At 65.9% G+C, this 20,462-nt stretch carries 21 protein-coding genes and 1 pseudogene; 15 read left to right on the top strand and 7 right to left on the bottom strand.

The annotated features are described in order from the left end of the window. A partial coding sequence (locus AC2VOU_RS13675; RefSeq protein WP_486957872.1) for a DUF222 domain-containing protein occupies window positions 1-347 on the bottom strand: 347 nt, incomplete at its 3' end. A gap of 116 nt (window positions 348-463) precedes the next feature. Between AC2VOU_RS13675 and dapB the strand changes: the two genes are divergently transcribed. Genes dapB through AC2VOU_RS13690 form a run of 3 tightly spaced genes read left to right on the top strand, consistent with a single transcriptional unit; the run spans window position 464 to window position 2,114 of the window. Further along, on the top strand, window positions 464-1,198 hold the full coding sequence (gene dapB, locus AC2VOU_RS13680; protein WP_486957873.1) for a 4-hydroxy-tetrahydrodipicolinate reductase: 735 nt from the start codon (window positions 464-466) through the stop codon (window positions 1,196-1,198). Next, on the top strand, window positions 1,198-1,662 hold the full coding sequence (locus tag AC2VOU_RS13685) for a hypothetical protein (RefSeq protein WP_486957874.1): 465 nt from the start codon (window positions 1,198-1,200) through the stop codon (window positions 1,660-1,662). The genes dapB and AC2VOU_RS13685 overlap by 1 nt, the downstream gene beginning before the upstream one ends. Beyond that, window positions 1,659-2,114, top strand: a complete 456-nt coding sequence (locus tag AC2VOU_RS13690; protein ID WP_486957875.1) for a flavodoxin family protein — start codon at window positions 1,659-1,661, stop codon at window positions 2,112-2,114. Before AC2VOU_RS13685 ends, AC2VOU_RS13690 begins: the two co-directional genes overlap by 4 nt. 4 nt (window positions 2,115-2,118) lie before the next feature. Here AC2VOU_RS13690 and AC2VOU_RS13695 read toward each other — a convergent pair. The 3 genes and pseudogenes from AC2VOU_RS13695 to AC2VOU_RS13705 form a co-directional block, all read right to left on the bottom strand. Further along, window positions 2,119-2,688 (bottom strand): annotated as a pseudogene (locus AC2VOU_RS13695) (cupin domain-containing protein); the annotation flags it as partial. Next, entirely contained in the window at window positions 2,689-3,345 is a 657-nt protein-coding gene (locus AC2VOU_RS13700; RefSeq protein ID WP_486957891.1) for a cupin domain-containing protein, read from the bottom strand. 82 nt (window positions 3,346-3,427) lie between these two features. Further along, a complete protein-coding gene (locus tag AC2VOU_RS13705; RefSeq protein ID WP_486957876.1) occupies window positions 3,428-3,718 on the bottom strand; it encodes a CDGP domain-containing protein in 291 nt (96 codons plus the stop codon). Window positions 3,719-3,862: 144 nt separating this feature from the next. On the opposite strand from AC2VOU_RS13705, the gene AC2VOU_RS13710 reads away from it, so the two are divergent. The 6 genes from AC2VOU_RS13710 to AC2VOU_RS13735 are packed head-to-tail and all read left to right on the top strand — an operon-like array spanning window position 3,863 to window position 11,937. Continuing rightward, window positions 3,863-7,084 (top strand): acetyl-CoA carboxylase family protein, encoded by a 3,222-nt coding sequence (locus tag AC2VOU_RS13710; protein ID WP_486957877.1) that lies wholly within the window; start codon window positions 3,863-3,865, stop codon window positions 7,082-7,084. After that, window positions 7,081-7,899 (top strand): SDR family oxidoreductase, encoded by an 819-nt coding sequence (locus AC2VOU_RS13715; RefSeq protein WP_486957878.1) that lies wholly within the window; start codon window positions 7,081-7,083, stop codon window positions 7,897-7,899. Before AC2VOU_RS13710 ends, AC2VOU_RS13715 begins: the two co-directional genes overlap by 4 nt. Continuing rightward, window positions 7,896-8,651, top strand: coding sequence for an SDR family oxidoreductase (locus tag AC2VOU_RS13720; protein WP_486957879.1), 756 nt, complete (start codon window positions 7,896-7,898; stop codon window positions 8,649-8,651). The genes AC2VOU_RS13715 and AC2VOU_RS13720 overlap by 4 nt, the downstream gene beginning before the upstream one ends. Continuing rightward, window positions 8,648-9,841: an acyl-CoA dehydrogenase family protein gene (locus tag AC2VOU_RS13725; protein ID WP_486957880.1), complete on the top strand. Its 1,194-nt coding sequence runs from the start codon at window positions 8,648-8,650 to the stop codon at window positions 9,839-9,841. Before AC2VOU_RS13720 ends, AC2VOU_RS13725 begins: the two co-directional genes overlap by 4 nt. 5 nt (window positions 9,842-9,846) lie before the next feature. Next, window positions 9,847-10,944 carry an acyl-CoA dehydrogenase family protein gene (locus tag AC2VOU_RS13730; protein WP_486957892.1) on the top strand — a complete coding sequence of 366 codons (1,098 nt, stop codon included), beginning with the start codon at window positions 9,847-9,849 and terminating at the stop codon, window positions 10,942-10,944. Window positions 10,945-10,956: 12 nt separating this feature from the next. Then, window positions 10,957-11,937, top strand: a complete 981-nt coding sequence (locus AC2VOU_RS13735) for an aldo/keto reductase (RefSeq protein ID WP_486957881.1) — start codon at window positions 10,957-10,959, stop codon at window positions 11,935-11,937. Here the strand turns inward: AC2VOU_RS13735 and AC2VOU_RS13740 are convergent. Together AC2VOU_RS13740 and AC2VOU_RS13745 are read right to left on the bottom strand one after the other, a co-directional pair. Continuing rightward, window positions 11,912-12,940 (bottom strand): TIGR03617 family F420-dependent LLM class oxidoreductase, encoded by a 1,029-nt coding sequence (locus AC2VOU_RS13740; protein WP_486957882.1) that lies wholly within the window; start codon window positions 12,938-12,940, stop codon window positions 11,912-11,914. The genes AC2VOU_RS13735 and AC2VOU_RS13740 overlap by 26 nt on opposite strands. A 6-nt stretch (window positions 12,941-12,946) precedes the next feature. Then, window positions 12,947-13,684, bottom strand: coding sequence for a dienelactone hydrolase family protein (locus AC2VOU_RS13745; protein WP_486957883.1), 738 nt, complete (start codon window positions 13,682-13,684; stop codon window positions 12,947-12,949). Window positions 13,685-13,889: 205 nt separating this feature from the next. Between AC2VOU_RS13745 and AC2VOU_RS13750 the strand changes: the two genes are divergently transcribed. The 6 genes from AC2VOU_RS13750 to AC2VOU_RS13775 all read left to right on the top strand — a co-directional run bounded on the left by AC2VOU_RS13750 (window position 13,890) and on the right by AC2VOU_RS13775 (window position 19,930). Continuing rightward, window positions 13,890-14,690: a thymidylate synthase gene (locus AC2VOU_RS13750; RefSeq protein ID WP_486957884.1), complete on the top strand. Its 801-nt coding sequence runs from the start codon at window positions 13,890-13,892 to the stop codon at window positions 14,688-14,690. Beyond that, window positions 14,687-15,172 (top strand): dihydrofolate reductase, encoded by a 486-nt coding sequence (locus tag AC2VOU_RS13755; protein ID WP_486957885.1) that lies wholly within the window; start codon window positions 14,687-14,689, stop codon window positions 15,170-15,172. The genes AC2VOU_RS13750 and AC2VOU_RS13755 overlap by 4 nt, the downstream gene beginning before the upstream one ends. Further along, window positions 15,169-16,395 (top strand): winged helix-turn-helix domain-containing protein, encoded by a 1,227-nt coding sequence (locus tag AC2VOU_RS13760; RefSeq protein WP_486957886.1) that lies wholly within the window; start codon window positions 15,169-15,171, stop codon window positions 16,393-16,395. The genes AC2VOU_RS13755 and AC2VOU_RS13760 overlap by 4 nt, the downstream gene beginning before the upstream one ends. A gap of 79 nt (window positions 16,396-16,474) precedes the next feature. After that, window positions 16,475-17,227, top strand: coding sequence for an FAD-dependent thymidylate synthase (gene thyX / locus AC2VOU_RS13765; RefSeq protein ID WP_486957887.1), 753 nt, complete (start codon window positions 16,475-16,477; stop codon window positions 17,225-17,227). A 119-nt stretch (window positions 17,228-17,346) separates the two neighbouring features. Next, window positions 17,347-18,249 (top strand): 4-hydroxy-tetrahydrodipicolinate synthase, encoded by a 903-nt coding sequence (dapA, locus tag AC2VOU_RS13770; RefSeq protein WP_486957888.1) that lies wholly within the window; start codon window positions 17,347-17,349, stop codon window positions 18,247-18,249. Between the two features lie 4 nt (window positions 18,250-18,253). Beyond that, on the top strand, window positions 18,254-19,930 hold the full coding sequence (locus tag AC2VOU_RS13775) for a ribonuclease J (RefSeq protein ID WP_486957889.1): 1,677 nt from the start codon (window positions 18,254-18,256) through the stop codon (window positions 19,928-19,930). Here the strand turns inward: AC2VOU_RS13775 and AC2VOU_RS13780 are convergent. Continuing rightward, complete coding sequence (locus AC2VOU_RS13780) at window positions 19,917-20,354, bottom strand: hypothetical protein (protein WP_486957890.1); 438 nt, start codon at window positions 20,352-20,354, stop codon at window positions 19,917-19,919. The genes AC2VOU_RS13775 and AC2VOU_RS13780 overlap by 14 nt on opposite strands. Window positions 20,355-20,462: the final 108 nt, after the last annotated feature.

Raw genomic sequence — 20,462 nt, forward strand, 5'->3', positions numbered from 1 at the left:
CTCCAGACCTGGGCCGTCGCGGGCAACGCCGGCGGCAACGACTCGCCCGTGATCGTGGTGCGCGGTCGCAACTGCTCGGCCTCGCGGAGACGGCGGCGAACGTCTGCGCAGCTGATCCGGAGCCAGTCGGCGATCACCTTGTGGACCGGCCCGCCGACGTCGGCAGGGTCCTCGTGGGCAAGGCCGGCGACAAGATCGTGGCCTGTGACGAGCTGGCGACGCCGCGCCGTCTCGAGACGTTCGAGCGCGTGCAGGCGGGTAATCGGATCGGCGGCGGCGAAGTCGAGCTTGTTGATTGTGGTCACTGCGGCGTCCAGCGCGTCGAGGGCCGCCGTAATCGCATGCATGTTCGAAAGGCTATGTCAGCCTCCGCCCATCTGGGGTCGTCTGGACGGCGTATTGCCGGACATCTGTGGACAACGGCGCAACTGTGGATAAAGTCGGCACGCTCTAGGGTGAAGACATGCGAGTAGCTGTGCTGGGGTCCAAGGGCAAAGTCGGAACGACCATGGTGCACGCCGTCCAGGTCGCCGAGGATTTGACCCTGTCGGCGGAAGTCGATGCCGGCGATGCGCTGAGCCTGTTGACCGACAGCAAGACGGACGTGGTCATCGACTTCACTCATCCCGACGTCGTCATGGGCAACCTCGAGTTCCTGATCGACAACGGCATTCACGCCGTGGTGGGCACCACCGGCTTCACCGATGAGCGGGTGCAGCAGGTGCGGTCATGGCTGGCTGCCAAGCCGGGCGTCGCCGTGCTGATTGCGCCCAACTTTGCGATCGGCGCGGTGCTGTCGATGCATTTCGCCAGGCAAGCCGCGCCGTTTTTCGAGTCGGTCGAAGTGATCGAGTTGCATCATCCGCAGAAGGCGGACGCCCCCTCAGGGACCGCCGCCCGCACCGCCGCGTTGATCGCCGAAGCGCGAAAAGACCTGCCGCCCAACCCCGATGCTACGACTACCAGCCTGCCGGGGGCGCGCGGTGCTGACGTCGACGGCGTGCCGGTTCATTCCGTACGACTGGCCGGGTTGGTCGCCCATCAGGAAGTGTTGTTCGGCACGTTAGGGGAGACCCTGACGATCCGCCACGACAGCATCGACCGCACCTCGTTCGTCCCGGGCGTGCTGTTGGCGGTGCGGCGCGTTGCCGAATACCCCGGCCTGACAATAGGAATCGAATCGCTGCTCGACCTGTGATGACTCAGAACTTGCGTGGTGTGCGCATCCCGTTGCTGATCGCACTGATGTGCGCGGCGTTGCTGGTGTACATCGTGCTGCTGGGCAGGACCGCAGTGCTGATGATCGGCACCGGGCGGGCCGTGGCAATCGCCTTGGGTTGCGCGTTGCTGCTCCTGCCCGTGATAGGGCTGTGGGCAATGATCGCCACGCTGCGTGCCGGCTTCGAGCACCAGCGGCTGGCGCGGCTTGTCGCCGAGGACGGGATGGAGCTCGACGTGAGTGCGCTGCCGCGGCGGCCATCGGGGCGCATCGAACGCGACGCTGCTGACGCGTTATTCGCTGACGTGCGAGCCGAATTGGACGTTGACCCGGACGACTGGCGCCGCTGGTACCGGCTGGCGCGCGCCTACGACTACGCGGGAGATCGCAGCCGCGCTCGCGAATCGATGAAGAGGGCCGTCGAGCTGCAAGGGCGCGAATGACCAAGACACTGTTGATCGTTCATCACACGCCGTCGCCGGCCACCCGCGAAGTCCTCGAAGCGGTGCTGGCCGGGGCCAACGACCCGGAGATAGCCGGCGTGGCGGTAATGACCCGGCCGGCACTGGCCGCCACTATTCCTGATGTGCTCGATGCGGACGGCTACCTGTTCGGAACGCCGGCCAATCTCGGATACATGTCGGGAGCGCTGAAGCATTTCTTCGACACGGTGTACTACCCGACCCTCGATCATGTGGCCGGACGGCCGTACGGCCTGTGGGTGCACGGCAACAACGACACGGTTGGCGCGGTTTCGTCGGTGGAGAAGGTCGTCACCGGGATGGCGCTCTCCAAGGCCGCTGACGCGCTGGAGATCATCGGCGAGGTGGACGCCCGTGCCCGCGAGCGCGGCTACGAGTTGGGTGCGACGCTCGCGGCAACGCTCATGCAGTGACTGGTCAACGCGCCCGCAGGATGGTGATGGCGCTGTCGAACTTTTTGAACTTGTCGAATGTCTCGGCGGGTACGCCGAAAATGGCGGCCAACGCTTGGTGCGGAAGTTGACTCAATGACTCGGCGATGCCGATGTTGTCTTTGTCTTCAGCCGCGCTCGAATTCTGGATGATCAGAACCTCCAGATCTTCCTTGCCCATATTTTCGAAGTAGTGCAGCGATCCCTGCGGCGCGAACACCAGATCGTCGACGCCGGCCTCGAAGCTTTCGTAGTTGCCGTTTCCGTCGATGAGAACCCAGCTCGCGGCACCCTTGGTGACGATGTTGATCTCCCACGCGCTGGGGTGCCAGTGCGGTTCACGAATACCGCCGGATTGCAACGTGATCAGTTGGATGCTGGCTTCTTGCCCGGTGAGGATCGGGAAGTTCTGCTCATGGGCTTGTCGCTGTGCGCCGCCGTCGTAGGTGGCGGGTGCCGTGGCGCTGAGGTGGAACAGGTGGGATTTGTCGGTGATCGTTTCGGCGGGTATGCGCGGATCGCCGAAGCGTGCGGCGTCATCGGTCATTGAATCGTCCTAATGCCGCCGCAGGATGATGGCTGCTTTGTCATATTTCGTGAACTTGTCGAATGTTTCGGCGGGTACGCCGAAAATGGCGGATAAAACCCGGGGTGGCAGCTTGCTGATCGACTCGCCGATGCCGATGTTGTCTTCTGCTTCGGCCGCACTCGTGTTCTGGATGATGACGATTTTCATGTCGTCGGTGCCGCGGTTTTCGAAGAAGTGGAACGAGCCTTGGGGGGCGAACACCACGTCGCCGACCTGTTGTTCGAGATGTTCGTGGTTGCCGTTGCCGTCAACGAGAAGCCAGCTCGCGACACCTTTGGTGACGATGTTGATCTCCCACGCGCTGGGATGCCAGTGCGGTTCGCGCACACCGCCAGGTTGCAACGTCAGCAACACGACGCTGGCCTCCTGACCGGTGAGGATCGGGAAATTGCGTTCGTCGGCCTGCTGAAACGAGCCCCCGTCGAAACTGCTGATCGGCGCGGCGCCGAGGTGGACCAGGTGGGATCTGTCGGTGAGCGTTTCGGCGGGTATGCGCGGATCGCCGAAGCGCGCCGCATCGACGGCGAGCGACATGTCTTTGTCGGTGTGATAGCCCGAGACCAAGCGGTCAACGCCAACACCGGTGGCGGCAGCCGCGCCGGCCAGGCCCGCCCCGCCCAATATCTTGCGTCGATTGATTGACACCGACCGACGCTACCGCAGCGGCCAGTCGGGGACCGGGCCAGCTCCCGCGGTAGTCCTCAGCTCAACCGTCGATATGCGTCGGTGGCGTCAGCATGACCGGGTCCGCCTCCTTGGGCGGGTCGCCGGCACTCATCGTGTTGCAGTCGACCGAAGCGGGGCTCAGCGGTCCGCCCGGGTAGGTGGTCAGGCACCGTTCCCACATGCCGTCGCTGTCGACGGGGCTGTCACACATCTGCGCTAGCGGAATCCCCGCGGGATCGATGCACCCGGCACTGGCCGGGGGCGCCGTCGCGGTCAGTCCCGCGGTTGCCAGCGCGGTTCCCAGGGCTGCGAGCAGGTAACGCTTGATCATCGTGTCCTTCGCTGAATCGGTCCGTCATCGACGCGACACTAATCTACAAGCCTTACCGGAAAGAGGGGCCAATAGTCGCGACGGCATGATGGGATCGGGACGAACGCCAACCCCCGCAATGGTCGACCTCGAGAAGGACCGCACGTGACGCGCCTGTTGATCGCCAACCGCGGCGAGATCGCGCTCCGAATCATCCGCACCGCAACGGAGTTAGAACTCAGCACGGTCGCCGTTTACGCAGCTGACGATGCCGACAGCCCGCACGTGCACGCGGCCGACGAGGCGATCCCGCTTCCCGGCACCGGCCCGGCGGCCTATCTGGACCACGCCGCGATACTGATGGCGGCCAAGAACTGCGGCGCTGAACTGATCCATCCGGGCTACGGGTTTCTCAGCGAACAATCCGAGTTCGCGCGGGCCTGCGCGGGAGCGGGATTCACGTTCGTCGGACCGGACGCCGCCGCGCTCGACCTGTTCGGCAACAAATCCTCGGCACGGTTCGCGGCGACAGCGGCCGGGGTGCCGGTGTTGTCGGCCACCGACGGGCCCACCAGCGTCGAGGGCGTCCGTGCGTTCGCCCAAGCCCAGGGCGGGCCGATCGTGATCAAGGCGCTGTCGGGTGGCGGCGGTCGTGGCATGCGAATCGTGCGCCGTGCCGAGCAGATTGACGACGCCTACCGCCAGTGCGCCGATGAGGCCGAACTCGGTTTCGGCGATCCGGCGCTGTTCGCCGAGGCACACCTGGCCGACGCCCGACACATCGAGGTGCAGATCGTCGCGACGCCGTCGCGGGCGCTCGCACTCGGCGACCGAGACTGCAGCATTCAGCGCCGCCACCAAAAGCTGATCGAAATCGCTCCAGCGCAAGGCCTTTCGTCGGCGTTACGGCGCGATCTGCACCGGGCCGCAGCGCGGCTGTGCGCGCGGGCCGACTACCGCGGAATCGCCACGGTCGAATTTTTGGTCACCGGACAGCGATTCGTGTTTCTGGAGGTCAACCCTCGGATTCAAGTCGAACACACCATCACCGAAGAGGTGACCGGAGTCGATCTGGTGGCCGTGCAGTTACGGATCGCGCAGGGTTCGTCGTTCCACCACCTCCGGTTGCCGGCCGGTATCGTGGCCGAGGGCGATGAGGTGATTGGCGCCCTGGCAGCAGTACGCGGGATCGCGATCCAGACGCGGGTCAACATGGAGACGATGGGCGCCGACGGGTCGGTCCTTCCGGCGGCGGGCACCCTCGCGGTATTCTCCCCGCCGAGTGGCCCCGGAGTGCGAGTCGACACCTTCGGCCGAACCGGGCTCACGCCGAGCCCGCGCTACGACTCGTTGCTGGCCAAGGTGATCACCCGGGTGCGTGGATCGTCGTTCTCCGCCGCGCTGCGCAAAGCGCAGAGCGCGCTAGACGAATTCGGCATCGAGGGTATTCGAACTAACATCGGATTCCTGCAGGAGATTCTGTCGCACAACGACATTCACGAGGCTCCAGTGGTCACGAGTTTCGTCGACGAGAACCTGCCGGTATTAGCCGCCGCCGCCCAGGAGCGGCAGCACGAGACCCACCTCGTGACGCCGGAGTTGTATCCCGGAGAGGAAGTGTTGCGCGCCCAATTGGCCGGTACTGTCGTCGAGATCGCCTCAGAGGGTCAGGATTACGACGTCGGCGCGCAGTTGGCCGTCCTCGAAGCCATGAAGATGCAGCACCTGTTGCCCGCACCGGATGCTGTGCGCACGGTCCGGATCTTGGCGACACCCGGTCAAGTTATCGGAACCGGTGACCCGCTGATGGTGTTCACCCGCAATGGCGACAACGCAGGGCCCGCCGAGGTCGCCTCGCTCGACCTCGACCGAGATCGCGCCGATCTCGAGAAAGTCCGCCGGCGTCACCTACTTACCCTGGACGGGGGTCGGCCGGCGGTAATCTCGAAGCGACACAAACAGAATCGACGCACCGCGCGCGAAAACATCGACGATCTGATCGATCCGGGAAGCTTTGTCGAGTATGGCGCGCTGGCAGTGGCCGCGCAGCGCAGCAGGCGCTCGGAAGAGGATTTGATAGCCAACACCCCTGCGGACGGCTTGATTGCCGGGGTGGCGACGATTGGCGGCGCCCGCGCTGCGGTGTTGTCCTACGACTACACCGTGCTTGCGGGCACACAAGGCATGCGTAACCACGCCAAAACCGACCGGATCTTCGAGTTGGCGGCCCGCCAAAAGCTGCCGGTCGTGCTGTTCGCCGAAGGAGGCGGCGGCCGGCCCGGTGACACCGACGTCGCGAACATCGCCGGTCTCGACGTGCCCACCTTTCGGGCGCTGGGCGCACTCAGCGGCCGGGTGCCGCTGGTCTCGATCGTGTCCGGCAGGTGCTTTGCCGGTAACGCGGCGCTGGCCGGCACGTGCGACGTCGTGATCGCGACGCCCGATGCGAACATCGGCATGGGCGGGCCGGCGATGATCGAAGGCGGCGGGCTGGGCCAGTACCGGCCGGAGGACATCGGGCCGATCGACGTGCAACGGCGCAACGGCGTGGTCGGTTTGGCCGCCCGCGACGAGGCCCATGCCGTGTCACTGGCCAAGCAGTATCTGTCCTATTTCCACGGCCGACAGGACACCTGGCAGGCGCCCGATCCGCGGCGCGCGCGACATGTGTTGCCCGAGCATCGGTTACGGGCCTACGACGTGCACCACGCGATCGAGTCGGTGGCCGATATCGGCTCGGTGCTGGAGTTGCGTGCCGACTTCGGCGTCGGGGTGGTCACCGCGCTCGTCCGCGTCGAAGGCGTGCCGTTCGGTTTGCTGGCCAACAGCAGTCATCACCTTGGTGGTGCGATCGATGCCGAGGCGGCCGACAAGATGGCCGATTTCTTGACGCTGTGCCAATCGGCTGGGCTGCCGATCATTTCGCTGTGCGATACACCCGGCTTCATGGTCGGCCCGGACGCCGAAGTCGACGCCGCGGTTCGGCGCTTCAGTCGCCTGTTCATCGTCGGCGCGCGATTGACCGTGCCGTTCGGGATGGTGATTCTGCGCAAGGGCTACGGCTTGGGCGCCATGGCGATGGCCGGTGGCTCCTTCCACGCTCCGGCTTTCACCGTGGCCTGGCCGACCGGCGAGATCGGTGGCATGGGTCTCGAGGGCGCGGTTCGGCTGGGTTTCAGCAAGGAATTGGCCGCTATCGCCGATCCAGCGGAACGACAGAAACTGTTCGACACGTTGGTCGAGGCCGCCTATCAGCACGGCAAGGCGCTCACCTCGGCCAGCACGTTCGAACTCGATGACGTGATCGACCCGGCGGATACCCGGGGCTGGATCACCCGGCTGTTATGCAGTGAAATCCAGGCCCATCAGAAGGGAGATCGCTCGTGAAAGTTGCCGACAAAGTCGCCATCGTGACCGGCGGCGGCAACGGTATCGGTGCGGCGCTGGCCACCAAGCTGGCGCACCAGGACGCCCGGGTGGTGGTCGCCGACCTGAACGGGGACGCTGCCCAGGCGGTTGTCGACGGCCTCAACTCAGACCGGCCCGGCGTCGCCGTCGCCGCCAGCGGTGACGGCTCCGAAACCCGTCACATCCAACAGCTGATTGCATTGGCGGAGAATGAGTTTGGCCCAGTCGACTTCTACTTCGCCAACGCGGGTATCACCGGGGTGGCGGGACTCGACGTGACCGAGGCCGAGTGGGATCAATCCATCGATGTGAACCTCAAAGCGCACATCCGCGCGGCGCAACTGCTGGTCCCCGGCTGGGTGCAGCGCGGCGAAGGCTACTTTGTCAGCACCGCCTCGGCCGCGGGGTTGCTCACGCAGCTCGGATCGGCCACCTACTCGGTGACCAAGCATGCCGCTGTCGGATTCGCCGAGTGGCTCAACATCACCTTCGGCGACCAGGGTGTGCGGGTCAGCTGCTTGTGCCCGATGGGCGTCAACACCAAGCTGCTGTATTCGCCGGGGGAGTCCGACGATCCGCTGGCCCGGCTCGCCACGCGGGCCGTCACCTCCGCGGGCGACGTGATGGAAGCTAACGACGTCGCCGAGGTCGTCTTGGCCGCGATCGACGACGAGCAATTCCTGATTCTCCCGCACCCCGCGGTGCTGGAGATGTATCGCCACAAAGGCGCCGACTACGACCGCTGGCTGCGCGGCATGCGTCGCTACCAGCACAGCCTGATGGAGGGACTATGACCGAATTCAACGGCCTTACCGCACTCATCACCGGAGGTTCGCGGGGAATCGGCCTGGCGACCGCGCAGCGGCTGGCCCAGGGCGGCGCCAACATCGTGCTCACCTCGCGCAAACAGGACAGCGCCGACGCCGCGGCCGAGCAGGTCGGCGGCACCGCCATCGGCGTTGCCGCACACGCTGTCGACGAAGACGCCGCGCGGCACTGCGTCGACGTCGCCCTCGACCGCTTCGGCAGCATCGACATCCTGGTCAACAACGCCGGCACCAACCCGGCATACGGCCCGTTGATCGACCAGGATCACGCCCGGTTCGCCAAGACCTTCGACGTCAACCTCTGGGCGCCGCTGCTGTGGACGTCGCTGGCGGCCAAAGCCTGGATGCGCGAACACGGCGGGGCAATCGTCAACATCGCATCCATCGGCGGGATGCACCAGGCACCGAACATGGGCATGTACAACGCGACCAAAGCCGCGCTGATCCATGTCACCAAGCAACTGGCACTAGAACTTTCACCCAAGGTTCGGGTGAACGCGATCGCCCCGGGTGTGGTTCGGACCAAGCTCGCCGAAGCGCTGTGGAAAGACCACGAGGATCTGGTGGCGAAAGGTACCGCACTGGGCCGGATCGGTGAACCGCCCGACGTGGCGGCCGCCGTCGCCTTTCTGGTGTCCGACGAGTCGAGTTGGATCACCGGCGAGACGCTGGTGTTGGACGGCGGCCGACTGCTCGGCGATCCCGCGGGCTTCCGATGAACGCGCAAGATCTGCACGCCCGGGTGCAGGCGCTGCTCGACGAGCACGACCCGGTACACGCCGATCCGCACGAATTCCTCGCGGCGCGGTTTGACGCCGGGCTGGCCTGGGTGCACTTTCCCGTCGGGTCCGGCGGGCTGGACCTGTCACGCGATTTCCAGGCGCAGGTCGAGGACGAGTTGACCGCGGCGGGTGCGCCCCCCGGTGGCGGGGGTGCCCGCAACGGCATCGGGATGGGGATGGCCGCACCGACCATCGCGGCGTTCGGCAGCGAAGAGCAGCGGCGAGAGTTTCTGCGGCCGTTGTTCACCGGCGAGCACATCTACTGCCAGTTGTTCAGCGAACCGGGTGCGGGGTCCGATCTGGCCGGTGTGGCCACCCGAGCGGTCCGTGACGGCTCGGAAAATGGGGACTGGATCGTCAACGGGCAGAAGGTATGGACGTCGAGCGCCCAGAACGCGCAGCGGGCGATCCTGGTCGCCCGAACCGATCCGGCCGTGCCCAAACACCAGGGCCTGACCTACTTCGTTCTCGACATGACCGACCCCGGCGTCGACGTGCGCCCGCTGCGGCAGATCACCGGTGAAGCCGAATTCAACGAGGTGTTCCTGACTGACGTGCGCGTGCCCGACGCCAACCGGCTCGGCGCCGAGGGCGGTGGGTGGAAGGTCGCCACCACCACGCTGAACAACGAGCGGGTTGCCATCGGCTCGATGGCCGGTGGCACTCGGGAAAGTGGGATCATCGGCAAGGTCACCGAGGCGTGGCGGACGCAGCCCGCGTTGCGCAATGCCGCGATGCATGACGAGCTGATGAAGCTGTGGGTGGAGGCCGAAGTCGTTCGTCTTACCGGTCTGCGGCTACGTCAGCGTCTCGCGGTCGGACAGCCCGGGCCCGAAGGCGCCGGGATGAAGGTGGCATTTGCCGCCCTGGCGCAAGCGGTTTCGGGGTTCGAGATCGAACTGCACCCGGAAGAGGGCCTGCAGTACGACGACTGGACGATGCGGCAACCGGACTCGGTCGACTTCATCGGTCGCGATCCCGGATACCGCTACCTGCGTGCCAAAGGCAACTCGATCGAGGGCGGCACCTCGGAGATACTGCGCAATACCATTGCCGAGCGCATTCTCGGTCTGCCCCCGGAGCACCGGGTCGACAAGGACGTTGCCTTCAAGGATCTGGACAAGTGAACACGATGAGCGATCTGCTGTACTCCGACACCGAGGAAGCATTACGCGACAGCGTGCGACGGCTGTTCGCCGACCGGTGCCCGCCGGAAGCAATAACATCCCTGTACGACTCTGCACCGCAAGACTTTTCCGGCGTGTGGCACACACTGGCCGCCGAATTGGGCATGGCCGGACTGTTGGTGCCCGAGGAACTCGGCGGTGCGGGCGCAACCGCCCGCGAAGCTGCCGTGGTGATGGAGGAGATCGGTCGCGCTGTCGCGCCGGTGCCTTATCTGTCCAGCGCGGTGGTGGCCACCGTCGCACTGATGAAGGTGGGAGACACCGACACGGTCCAAGGCCTGGCGGCGGGCTCGCTGACCGCTGCGCTGGCGGTACCACTGTCCACCGCGCCCGGTGACACGATCGACGGTGTCGATGCCGGTGGCGGTGGTCTGTCCGGCCGGATCACCAGTGTGGCCGGAGTCGGGGAGGCCGACGTGTTGCTGGTTCCGGTCGCCGGAGCCGATGGGCTGCAGTTGCACACCGTCGCCCGCGGCGCAGCGGGACTGAACGTGTCGCCGGTTCTGAGCCTGGACATGACGAGACCCCTCGCGAACGTGGAGTTCTCCGATGTGGCCTCGTCGCGGGTTGGCTCCTCGCCGGCCGGTGCCGCGGTGGCGGCGGCCCTGGAGACCGGCGCGGCGCTACTCGCATCCGAGCAACTCGGTGTCGCGCAGTGGTGTTTCGAGACCACGCTGGCGTATACCAAGCAGCGCAAGCAATTCGGCCGGGCGATCGGCTCATACCAGGCCATCAAGCATCGGCTGGCGGATCTGTGGGTCGAACTCAACTCCGCCGGGGCGGCGGCCCGATACGCCGCCGATACCTGTGCCCGGCACGACGCCGACGCGACGATCGCTGCGGCCGTTGCGCAGGCCTACTGCAGTGGCGCCGCGGTTCACGCCGCCGAGGAGTGCGTTCAGCTGCACGGCGGCCTCGGCATGACGTGGGAGTATCCGGCGCATCTGTATCTGAAGCGGGCCAAGAGCGATCAGTTGGCATTCGGCACTACCTACCGTCACCGCGCCCGGTTGGCCGGGCTGGTTGATCTGCCGGCATCGTAGCGGGAGTAACACATGGACAAGCGCAATCTGGGTGGCAATCTCGAGGTCTCGGCAATTGGGCTGGGCTGCATGGGAATGAGTCGAGGCTACGGCCCGTCCGGGCCCAGAACCGACATGATTGCGGTGATCCGGGGTGCGGTCGAACGTGGCGTCACCTTCTTCGACACCGCTGAGGCGTACGGAGATAACGAGGAACTGGTCGGCGAGGCCCTCGCGCCATTCGCCGAGCAGGTGGTGATCGCGACCAAATTCGGGTTCGCCTTCGGCGCTGACGGCAATATCGCCGGGCTGAACAGTCGGCCCGAGCACATCAAAGAGGTCACCGAGAACTCGCTGCGCCGACTGGGTGTGCAGACCATCGACCTGCTCTACCAACACCGCGTTGACCCCGAGGTGCCCATCGAAGACGTCGCCGGAGCGGTCAAAGAACTGATCGACAGCGGCAAGGTGAAGCACTTCGGGATGTCGGAGGCATCAGCGCAGACCATTCGCCAGGCGCACGCGGTGCAGCCCGTCGCAGCGCTGCAAAGCGAGTACTCGTTGTGGTGGCGGGAACCAGAGACTGAGATCTTGCCGACGTTGGCCGAACTCCATATCGGATTCGTGCCGTACAGCCCGCTCGGCAAAGGCTTCCTCACCGGAAGTATCGACGCGAGAACGCAATTCGAGAAGACTGACATCCGCAACAACATCCCGCGCTTCGCCACCGAGGTTCGGGAGGCCAACCGTGCGGTGGTCGACCTACTGCAGACGATCGCTGACCGCAAGGGTGCGACAACCGGCCAGATCGCGCTAGCCTGGTTGCTCGCTCAGCAGCCGTGGATCGCACCGATCCCCGGGACCCGGCGCCTGGAGCGTCTCGAAGAGAACCTCGGGGCAGCCGACGTCGCATTGAGCGACGACGACCTCGACGAAATCGATTCCGTGTCAGCCGGTATTGACGTGCAAGGCGCGCGTTACCCCGATTTCATGCAGCGACTGATCGGGCGCTGACCTGACGGGCGACCTCGCCGTAGCGCTCGAAGCGTTCCGGATCACCGACAGCGTTGTAGAACACCAGCCGAGTGGCCGTCCCACCGTACTTCTCGATCAGCTTGTCGGCCAACGTGTCCCAGCTCGACTCGGTGGCGAACGCGGCGACGTGGTCGTCGCTGACCTGAGTTGCCATTGCGGCGAAGTCGCCGGACTTCTGCTTCTCCCGGATCCGCGCGGTGGTCCCCTCGAACCCGGCTTCGTCCCAGATGAACGCGTAGTTGGGCGTGCTGCCATAGAACGCCATGCTGGCGCGTACACCTTCGCGCTGCTCGTCGCGCTCCTCGTCGGTGTCGCCGACAATCGTCATCACCGGCACGATGATCGCGACGTTCGACGGTGACCGGCCGGCGCTCTGTGCCCCCTCGGCGACTTTCGGTATCACGTGCCGGGCGAGATAACCCGGCTCGCCGATCGGGTGGACGTGCACGCCGTCGGCCACTTCGCCGGCCATCCGCAGCATCCATGGATTCACCGCGGCGATGTCGACTTTAGGGTCGGGCGCCTCGATTGGTCCCGGACTCCATTGTGGGGTAATGAAATCCAGCTTGTAGAAGTCGCCGTGGTGGTCGAGCTTTCCGGACCGAAATGCCGAGAAGCAGGCCTTCACCGTTAGCAGGTAATCGCGCAGCCGTGGGCCCGGTCGCTCGAAATCCACGCCGTACCGCCGAACGACGTGGGTACGGACCTGCGTGCCCAGGCCCAGCCGGAAGTTGCCGCCCGATGCCTCCTGTAATTCCCACGCAGTAGCCGCGGTCACGAACGGACTGCGCGGAAATGCCACCGCAACGCCGGTCGACAACTCGAGTCCGGGCGCGGCCTGGGAGGCCACCGCGGCGTTGAGGTAAGCGGTGCGGCCGGTCTCGGTGAACAGCAACCCGGAGAAGCCGGCGTCCTGGGTCCGCCGGGCCAGCGCACCGATCTGGCCGAGCGGCTGCGGGAGGGTCATCGCGTCGACGTGCATGCTGCACTACTTCAGCTTCGCCCCGAAGAACTCTCGCATCGCTGTCCAATGCCGCTCGGCGGCGTCGGCGTCATAGGACCTGTTGTCGGGCACGGCGTAACCGTGTCCGGCGGCGTAGGTTTCGATCGTGTGCTCGACGCCGGCTGCCGTCAGAGCCTTGTCGAGTTGCTCGGCGTGCTCGGCGGTGAACGACGCGTCGTCCTTCGCGCCGCCGACGTAGATCGCTGCCGTGATCTGGTCGGCCCGCAGATGCGGGCTGTCGTTGCCGTCGGTGACCAGTCCGCCGCCGTGGAAGGACGTCGCGGCCGCGACCCGGTCGGCAACGAGCCCCGCAATGGTGAACGCCGCGCGCCCGCCCATGCAATAGCCGGTGATGCCGAACTTCGTTCCGCTGACTTCGGGCCGAGCGGCCAGGTAGTCGAAGTAGGCGTTGGCATCCGAGGCCCAGTCGTCGGGGCTGATGCTGCCGATGAACGACATCAGCCGCTTGCGCTCGTTGTCATCGGAGAACGCGGTCTTCATGTCGAACGGCGCCCAGTCGCCTTGGCGGTAGTAGACGTCGGGCAGCAGCACCCCGTAGCCGGAATCGGCCAGCTTGGCGGCCATCTCGAAGAAGGTCTGCCGCACTCCGCCGGCGTCGGGAATCATGATGACGCCCGGCCAGGGGCCCTGGCCTTCAGGGGTGAACAAGCGGACGGGGCAGGAGCCGTCGGGGGTCGCGACGGTGTCGGTGAAGTTCGGCATGCCATCCGTTCTACTCCCCGGCATTCGCCGCCCGCTAAATGGCGGTGACCCGCGGCGCGCATCTTCGCTGCGCTTGCGATCGCCGCTAAATGGCGGTGACCCGCGGCGCGCATCTTCGCTGCGCTTGCGATCGCCGCCCGCTAAATGGCGGTGACCCGCGGCGCGCATCTTCGCTGCGCTTGCGATCGCCGCTAAAGTTAGTCGCGTGTCGATCCCCACGCCGTATGAAGACCTCCTGCGGCTGGTACTCGAGCAGGGCACGCCGAAGGCCGATCGCACGGGCACCGGTACCCGCAGTCTGTTCGGGCACCAGATGCGGTTCGACCTGTCCCAGGGCTTCCCGCTGATCACCACCAAAAAGGTGCACCTGAAATCGGTGATCTACGAGCTGCTGTGGTTCTTGCGCGGCGACTCAAACGTCGGCTGGCTGCAGCAGCATGGCGTATCGATCTGGGATGAGTGGGCCAGTGCGACAGGCGATCTCGGTCCGGTATACGGGGTGCAGTGGCGGTCGTGGCCGACGCCGTCGGGCGATCACGTCGACCAGATCAGCTCGGCCCTGAACCTGCTGCGGACCGACCCGGACTCGCGGCGCATCATCGTGTCGGCCTGGAACGTCGGGGAGATCCCGCACATGGCGCTCGCGCCGTGCCATGCGCTGTTCCAGTTCTACGTGGCCGACGGCCGGCTCAGTTGCCAGCTTTACCAGCGCAGCGCCGATCTGTTCCTCGGCGTTCCCTTCAATATCGCCAGCTACGCGCTGCTGACCCACATGATGGCCGCGCAGGCTGGCCTGGGTGTCGGCGACTTCGTCTGGACCGGCGGCGACTGCCATATCTACGACAACCACGTCGAACAGGTCACCCAGCAGCTGAGCCGCGATCCGCGGCCGTATCCGAAACTTGTTCTTGCGCAGCGTGACTCGATCTTCGATTACACCTATGACGACGTCGTGGTGAAAAGCTACGATCCGCACCCGGCGATCAAGGCGCCCGTCGCCGTATGAGCGGACTGGGCCTGATCTGGGCGCAGTCCACGTCCGGAGTCATCGGCCGCGCCGGCGGCATCCCGTGGCGACTCCCCGAGGACCAGGCCCACTTCAAAGAAGTCACCCGCGGTCACACGGTGGTCATGGGACGTCGCACCTGGGATTCGCTGCCGGCGAAGGTCCGGCCGCTGCCGGGCCGCAAAAACGTCGTCGTGACCCGCCAAACCGACTTTGCCGCCGACGGCGCCACGGTGGTGGGAAGCCTCGACGACGCGCTAACCGATCCGGACACCTGGGTGATCGGCGGCGAGCAGATCTACACGCTAGCGCTACCGCAGGCCAGCCGGTGTGAGGTCACCGAGATCGATATCGACCTGCGCCGCGACGACGGCGACGCCGTGGCCCCGGTTCTCGACGAGGCGTGGGTCGGCACGCCCGGTGAGTGGCACACCAGCCGCGCGGGCCTACGCTACCGGTTTCACAGCTACCAGCGAGCGTGAGCGCACTCGGCGTCGCGCAGGCCCGGCGACTTGCCGTGGCCGCGCAGGGCTTTGCCGATGCGAAGCCCAACGGTCCGGTGACCCGTGCACACCTGCGTCGACTGATCTCACACATTCACGTGCTGCAGCTGGATTCGGTGTCGGTCGCGGTGCGGGCCCACTATGCGCCGGTCTTCAGCCGGCTTGGGCCCTATGACTGCGACGTGCTGGATCGCGCGGCATGGGCGCACACCTCGCGCTCGCCACGACTGCTGGTCGAGTACTGGGCGCACGAGGCAGCGCTGATGGCGGTCGACGACTGGCCGCTGATGCGCTGGCGGATGAGTCAATACCGGCACGGACGGTGGGGGACCCACATCGTCAAGGCCAATCCTCAGCTTGCCGACAAAATCGTCGCCGCCGTCGCCGAGCTCGGACCGGCCACCGCCGGTCAGATCGAGACCCACCTGGCCACTGGACCGCGGGGCCCGCGGGGTGCTTGGTGGGGCAGCCGCAGCGACACCAAGTGGGTGGCCGAGGCGCTGTTCGCCGCCGGCACGCTCACCACGGCGACCCGGGTGGGTTTCGCCCGGCATTACGACCTGGCCGAGCGGGTGTTGCCGGCCGAGGTGGTGGCTCGCGAGGTCGCCGAGGACCTCGCTGTTCGCACGCTGGTGCAGCGGGCCGCCACCGCGCTGGGGGTGGCCACCGAGGCCGACCTGCGCGACTATTTCCGGCTGGCCGCCGCCCAGGTCAAGCCTGCGATCACCGCGCTTGTCGCCGACCGTGAGTTGGAGCAGGTCGAGGTCGACGGGTGGTCGGCTCCTGCGTATCTCCCTGCCGGACAGACGATTCCGCGACACGACCGCGGCACGGCGCTGCTGTGTCCATTCGACCCGCTGATCTTTTTCCGTCCGCGGGTGCAGCGGCTGTTCGGATTCCACTACCGGATCGAGATCTATACACTAGCCGACAAGCGGCAGTACGGCTACTACGTGTGGCCGTTCCTGCTCGACGGTGAGTTGGTGGGACGGGTCGACCTCAAGGCCGATCGCACCGCGAATGCGCTGCATGTCGTGGGCGCTTTCATCGAGGACGATCGTCCGCCGGCGCAGGTGGCCGAGGCGCTGGCCGGGGAGTTGGGGACGATGGCGGGTTGGTTGGGTTTGTCGGGAATGACCGTCGGCAAGCGCGGCGATCTGGCGGGTGCACTGAATTCGGCAGTCCGCCGCCGTCGAACGTGACATTGGATCCACACGTGACGCCCGAGCAGCGGAACCGACCGCTTCTCGGCGCAAACGCCCCGCGCTAGTGTTGGTCGCCGTGGCCGAGCCCGCACCGTTGCACGTGCAACTGATCGCCAAGACCGACTTCGTCGCACCGCCGGACGTGGACTGGAACACCGACGCCGACGGGGGCGAGGCGCTGGTCGAATTCGCCGGTCGGGCGTGCTATCAGAGCTGGTCCAAGCCCAACCCCAAGACCGCGACCAACGCCAGTTATCTGCGGCACATCATCGACGTCGGGCATTTCTCGGTGCTCGAGCATGCCAGTGTCTCGCTCTACATCACCGGCATCTCGCGATCGTGCAGCCACGAGTTGATTCGTCACCGGCACTTCTCGTATTCGCAGCTGTCGCAGCGCTACGTGCCGGAGGCGCAGTCGCAGATCGTCATCCCGCCGGGAATGGAGCACGACGACGAATTGCGGCGCATCCTGTCCGACGCCGCCGACGCCAGTCGCGCGACCTACACCGAACTGCTGGGCAAGCTGGAAGAGAAGTTCGCCGACCAACCCAACGCAAATCTGCGTCGCAAACAGGCCCGCCAGGCCGCGCGGGCGGTGTTGCCCAATGCGACCGAGACCCGCATCGTGGTCACCGGCAACTACCGCGCGTGGCGACATTTCCTCGCGATGCGGGCCAGCGAACACGCCGACATCGAGATTCGGCGGCTGGCCATCGCGTGTCTGCGGCTGCTGGTCGACGTGGCGCCGGCGGTGTTCGGCGACTTCGACATCGCCACCTTGGCCGACGGCACCGAGGTGGCGACCAGTCCGCTGGCCACCGAGGCCTGAGCAGGCCTGCCACGGGCGCGAAAGTGCGCACTTGTACAGGCCGGGCGGCGTGTCGCTGTACAAACACGCACACTCGCGCGGGAGTAATCGCATTTGGTACCGCCAGGTAACCTTGGTCCGTGAGCACCGGCGGATTCGACGTTTACACGCGCCTGGGAACGCTGCTGACCGCCATGGTGACGCCGTTTGCGCCGGACGGCTCCCTGGACCTTCCGGCTGCGGTCCGCTTGGCAACGCACCTGGTCGACGCGGGTTGTGACGGCCTGGTCATGTCCGGGACCACCGGCGAGTCGCCGACCACCACCGACGCCGAGAAGTTGGCCGTGCTGCGGGCTGTGCTGGAGGCGGTGGGCGACCGGGCGCGGGTCATCGCCGGGGCAGGCAGTTACGACACCGCACACAGCGTCCACCTGGCGAAGGCCAGTGCGGCCGAGGGCGCGCACGGTCTGCTCGTGGTAACGCCTTACTATTCGCGGCCGCCGCAGGCGGGGCTGTTAGCGCACTTCACTGCGATCGCCGACGCGACGCCGTTGCCGGTGCTGCTCTACGACATCCCGCCCCGCTCGGTGGTGCCGATCGAGTCGGAGACGCTTCGCACGCTGGCGGCCCACCCCAACATCGTCGGTGTCAAAGACGCCAAGGGTGACTTGCACGCCGGGGCGCAGTTGATGGCCGAAACCGGTCTGGCGTACTACTCCGGCGACGACGCGCTCAACCTGCCCTGGCTGGCGATGGGCGCGACCGGGTTCATCAGCGTGATCTCCCATGTGGCGGCCAGTCAGCTTCGGGACCTGCTGTCAGCCTTCGCTTCTGGTGACGTCACCACTGCCCGCAAGATCACTGTCGCGATCAGCCCGCTGTGCAATGCGATGGGCCGCCTCGGCGGGGTGACGATGTCGAAGACGGGATTGCGCCTGCAGGGTATCGAGGTCGGCGACCCGAGATTGCCGCAAGTCGCCGCGACGGCTGAGCAGATCGACGCACTGGCCGCCGACATGCGCGCGGCCTCGGTGCTCAGGTGAGCCGGTGGATGTAGACCTGGCGCCGCCCGCTCCGTTGGCCACTGGTGGTCTGCGGATCACCGCGCTGGGCGGAATCAGCGAAATCGGCCGCAACATGACCGTTTTCGAACACCTCGGACGGTTGTTGATCATCGACTGCGGGGTGATGTTCCCCACCCACGACGAGCCAGGCGTCGACCTCATCCTGCCCGACCTTCGTCACATCGAACACCGACTCGACGACGTCGAAGCGCTGGTCCTCACCCACGCGCACGAAGACCACATCGGGGCAATTCCGTTCCTGCTCAAGCTGCGTCCCGACATTCCGGTGGTCGGTTCGAAATTCACGCTGGCCCTGGTTGCCGCCAAATGTCGTGAGCATCGCCTCAAACCGCTGGTCGTCGAAGTGGCTGAAGGGATGCGTAGCACCCACGGAGTATTCGAATGCGAATACTTTGCCGTCAACCACTCGATCCCCGACGCGCTGGCCATCGCGGTGCGGTCGGGCGCGGGGACTGTCCTGCACACCGGCGATATCAAACTCGACCAACTTCCACTCGACGGCCGGCCCACTGACCTGCCCGGCATGTCCCGGCTCGGTGACGCCGGCGTCGATCTGCTCCTGTGTGACTCCACCAACGCCGAGATCCCCGGCGTGGGACCCTCGGAGAGCGAGATCGGGCCGACGCTGCACCGGCTTATCCGGGGTGCGCACGGTCGCGTGATCGTCGCCTGTTTCGCCTCCAACGTGGATCGGGTGCAGCAGATCGTCAATGCTGCAACGGCTTTGGGAAGACGCGTCTCGTTCGTCGGACGCTCGATGGTGCGCAACATGGGTATCGCCCGAGATCTCGGCTTCCTCACCGTGGACGAGTCCGATTTGGTCGAAATCGGCGCCGCCGAGATGATGCCGCCGGAGCAGGTGGTGTTGATCACCACCGGCACCCAGGGCGAGCCGATGGCCGCGCTGTCGCGAATGTCACGCGGCGAGCACCGCAGTATCACACTTACTGCCGGTGACCTGATCATCTTGTCGTCGTCGCTGATCCCGGGCAACGAAGAAGCCGTCTACGGCGTCATCGACGAGTTGGCCAAGATCGGCGCCCAAGTGGTCACGAATCAGCATGCCCGCGTACATGTTTCGGGGCACGCTTACTCCGGTGAATTGTTGTTCCTCTACAACGGTATCCGGCCGCGTAACGTCATGCCGGTGCACGGCACCTGGCGGATGCTGCGGGCGAACGCCAAGCTGGCCGCCAGCACCGGAGTACCCGAAAAGTCGATTGTGCTGGCCGAGAACGGGTTCAGCGTCGATCTGGTCGGCGGCGAGGTCAGCATCGCCGGCGCGGTGCCGGTCGGCAAGATGTTCGTCGACGGGCTGATCACCGGCGACGTCGGCGACACCACGCTGGGTGAACGTCTCATTCTGTCTTCGGGTTTCGTGGCGGTGACCGTCGTCTTGAGGCGCGAGACCGGAGAACCGGCGGCGCCGCCCCAGCTGCATTCGCGCGGCTTCTCCGAAGATCCCAAGGCGCTGGAGCCCGCCCTTCGTAAAGTCGAAGCAGAGCTGGAATCGCTTGTGGCCCAGAATGTCACCGACCCGGCGCGGATCGCGCAGGCCGTCCGGCGCACGATCGGCAAGTGGGTAGGGGAGACCTATCGCCGCCAGCCGATGATCGTGCCGACCGTCATTGAAATCTGACCTCGGCGTCGATCAGACCTATCGCTTCGATGATGTGGCCGAACAACGTTCCGACGAAGGCATCGAGCTGAGTGTGGGCCAGTGTCATCTGTTGCCGTAGCGGTGGTGCGGTGGTGAAATCGCCGCCGGCCAGCTCGTCGAGCAGAGCGATGCCGCCGACGTACTGATTGCGAAGTTCGGCCACCCGATGCCGTAGCGATCCCACCGCATGCAGGCCACCGGGCGCGACGTTCAACACCGACAGCAGTCGGTCGATGTACAGGATCACGCGATGCTCATCGGCGTCGTCTTGCGGGCCGAGATCCAAACGGCGAGTAGCGACATCGAGTACCGCTGCCTGATGTGGCGACAGATAGCGGTACGCCGGTTCGGCAAAAGCCCCGGGCAGGATTCCCGGTAGCGGAACAGCCTCGTCGCTGGCCACGTGTCGAGTATGACCCCGCCAACGGTCGCGAGGAGGGAATGCTCAGGTTGCGGCGTGTCGGGCGGCTCATCTAAGCGGAATACCCGATCTTTCGAACCGACAGCTCTC

It is taken from the genome of Mycobacterium sp. TH-M25, from assembly GCF_057473665.1.

Excerpts from the sequence above, each read along its gene's own strand:
- dapB (WP_486957873.1), top strand. The coding sequence starts at position 464 with ATGCGAGTAGCTGTGCTGGGGTCCAAGGGCAAAGTCGGAACGACCATG.
- AC2VOU_RS13685 (WP_486957874.1), top strand. The coding sequence starts at position 1,198 with ATGACTCAGAACTTGCGTGGTGTGCGCATCCCGTTGCTGATCGCACTG.
- AC2VOU_RS13690 (WP_486957875.1), top strand. The coding sequence starts at position 1,659 with ATGACCAAGACACTGTTGATCGTTCATCACACGCCGTCGCCGGCCACC.
- AC2VOU_RS13705 (WP_486957876.1), bottom strand. The coding sequence starts at position 3,718 with ATGATCAAGCGTTACCTGCTCGCAGCCCTGGGAACCGCGCTGGCAACC.
- AC2VOU_RS13720 (WP_486957879.1), top strand. The coding sequence starts at position 7,896 with ATGACCGAATTCAACGGCCTTACCGCACTCATCACCGGAGGTTCGCGG.
- AC2VOU_RS13725 (WP_486957880.1), top strand. The coding sequence starts at position 8,648 with ATGAACGCGCAAGATCTGCACGCCCGGGTGCAGGCGCTGCTCGACGAG.
- AC2VOU_RS13730 (WP_486957892.1), top strand. The coding sequence starts at position 9,847 with ATGAGCGATCTGCTGTACTCCGACACCGAGGAAGCATTACGCGACAGC.
- AC2VOU_RS13735 (WP_486957881.1), top strand. The coding sequence starts at position 10,957 with ATGGACAAGCGCAATCTGGGTGGCAATCTCGAGGTCTCGGCAATTGGG.
- AC2VOU_RS13740 (WP_486957882.1), bottom strand. The coding sequence starts at position 12,940 with ATGCACGTCGACGCGATGACCCTCCCGCAGCCGCTCGGCCAGATCGGT.
- AC2VOU_RS13745 (WP_486957883.1), bottom strand. The coding sequence starts at position 13,684 with ATGCCGAACTTCACCGACACCGTCGCGACCCCCGACGGCTCCTGCCCC.
- AC2VOU_RS13755 (WP_486957885.1), top strand. The coding sequence starts at position 14,687 with ATGAGCGGACTGGGCCTGATCTGGGCGCAGTCCACGTCCGGAGTCATC.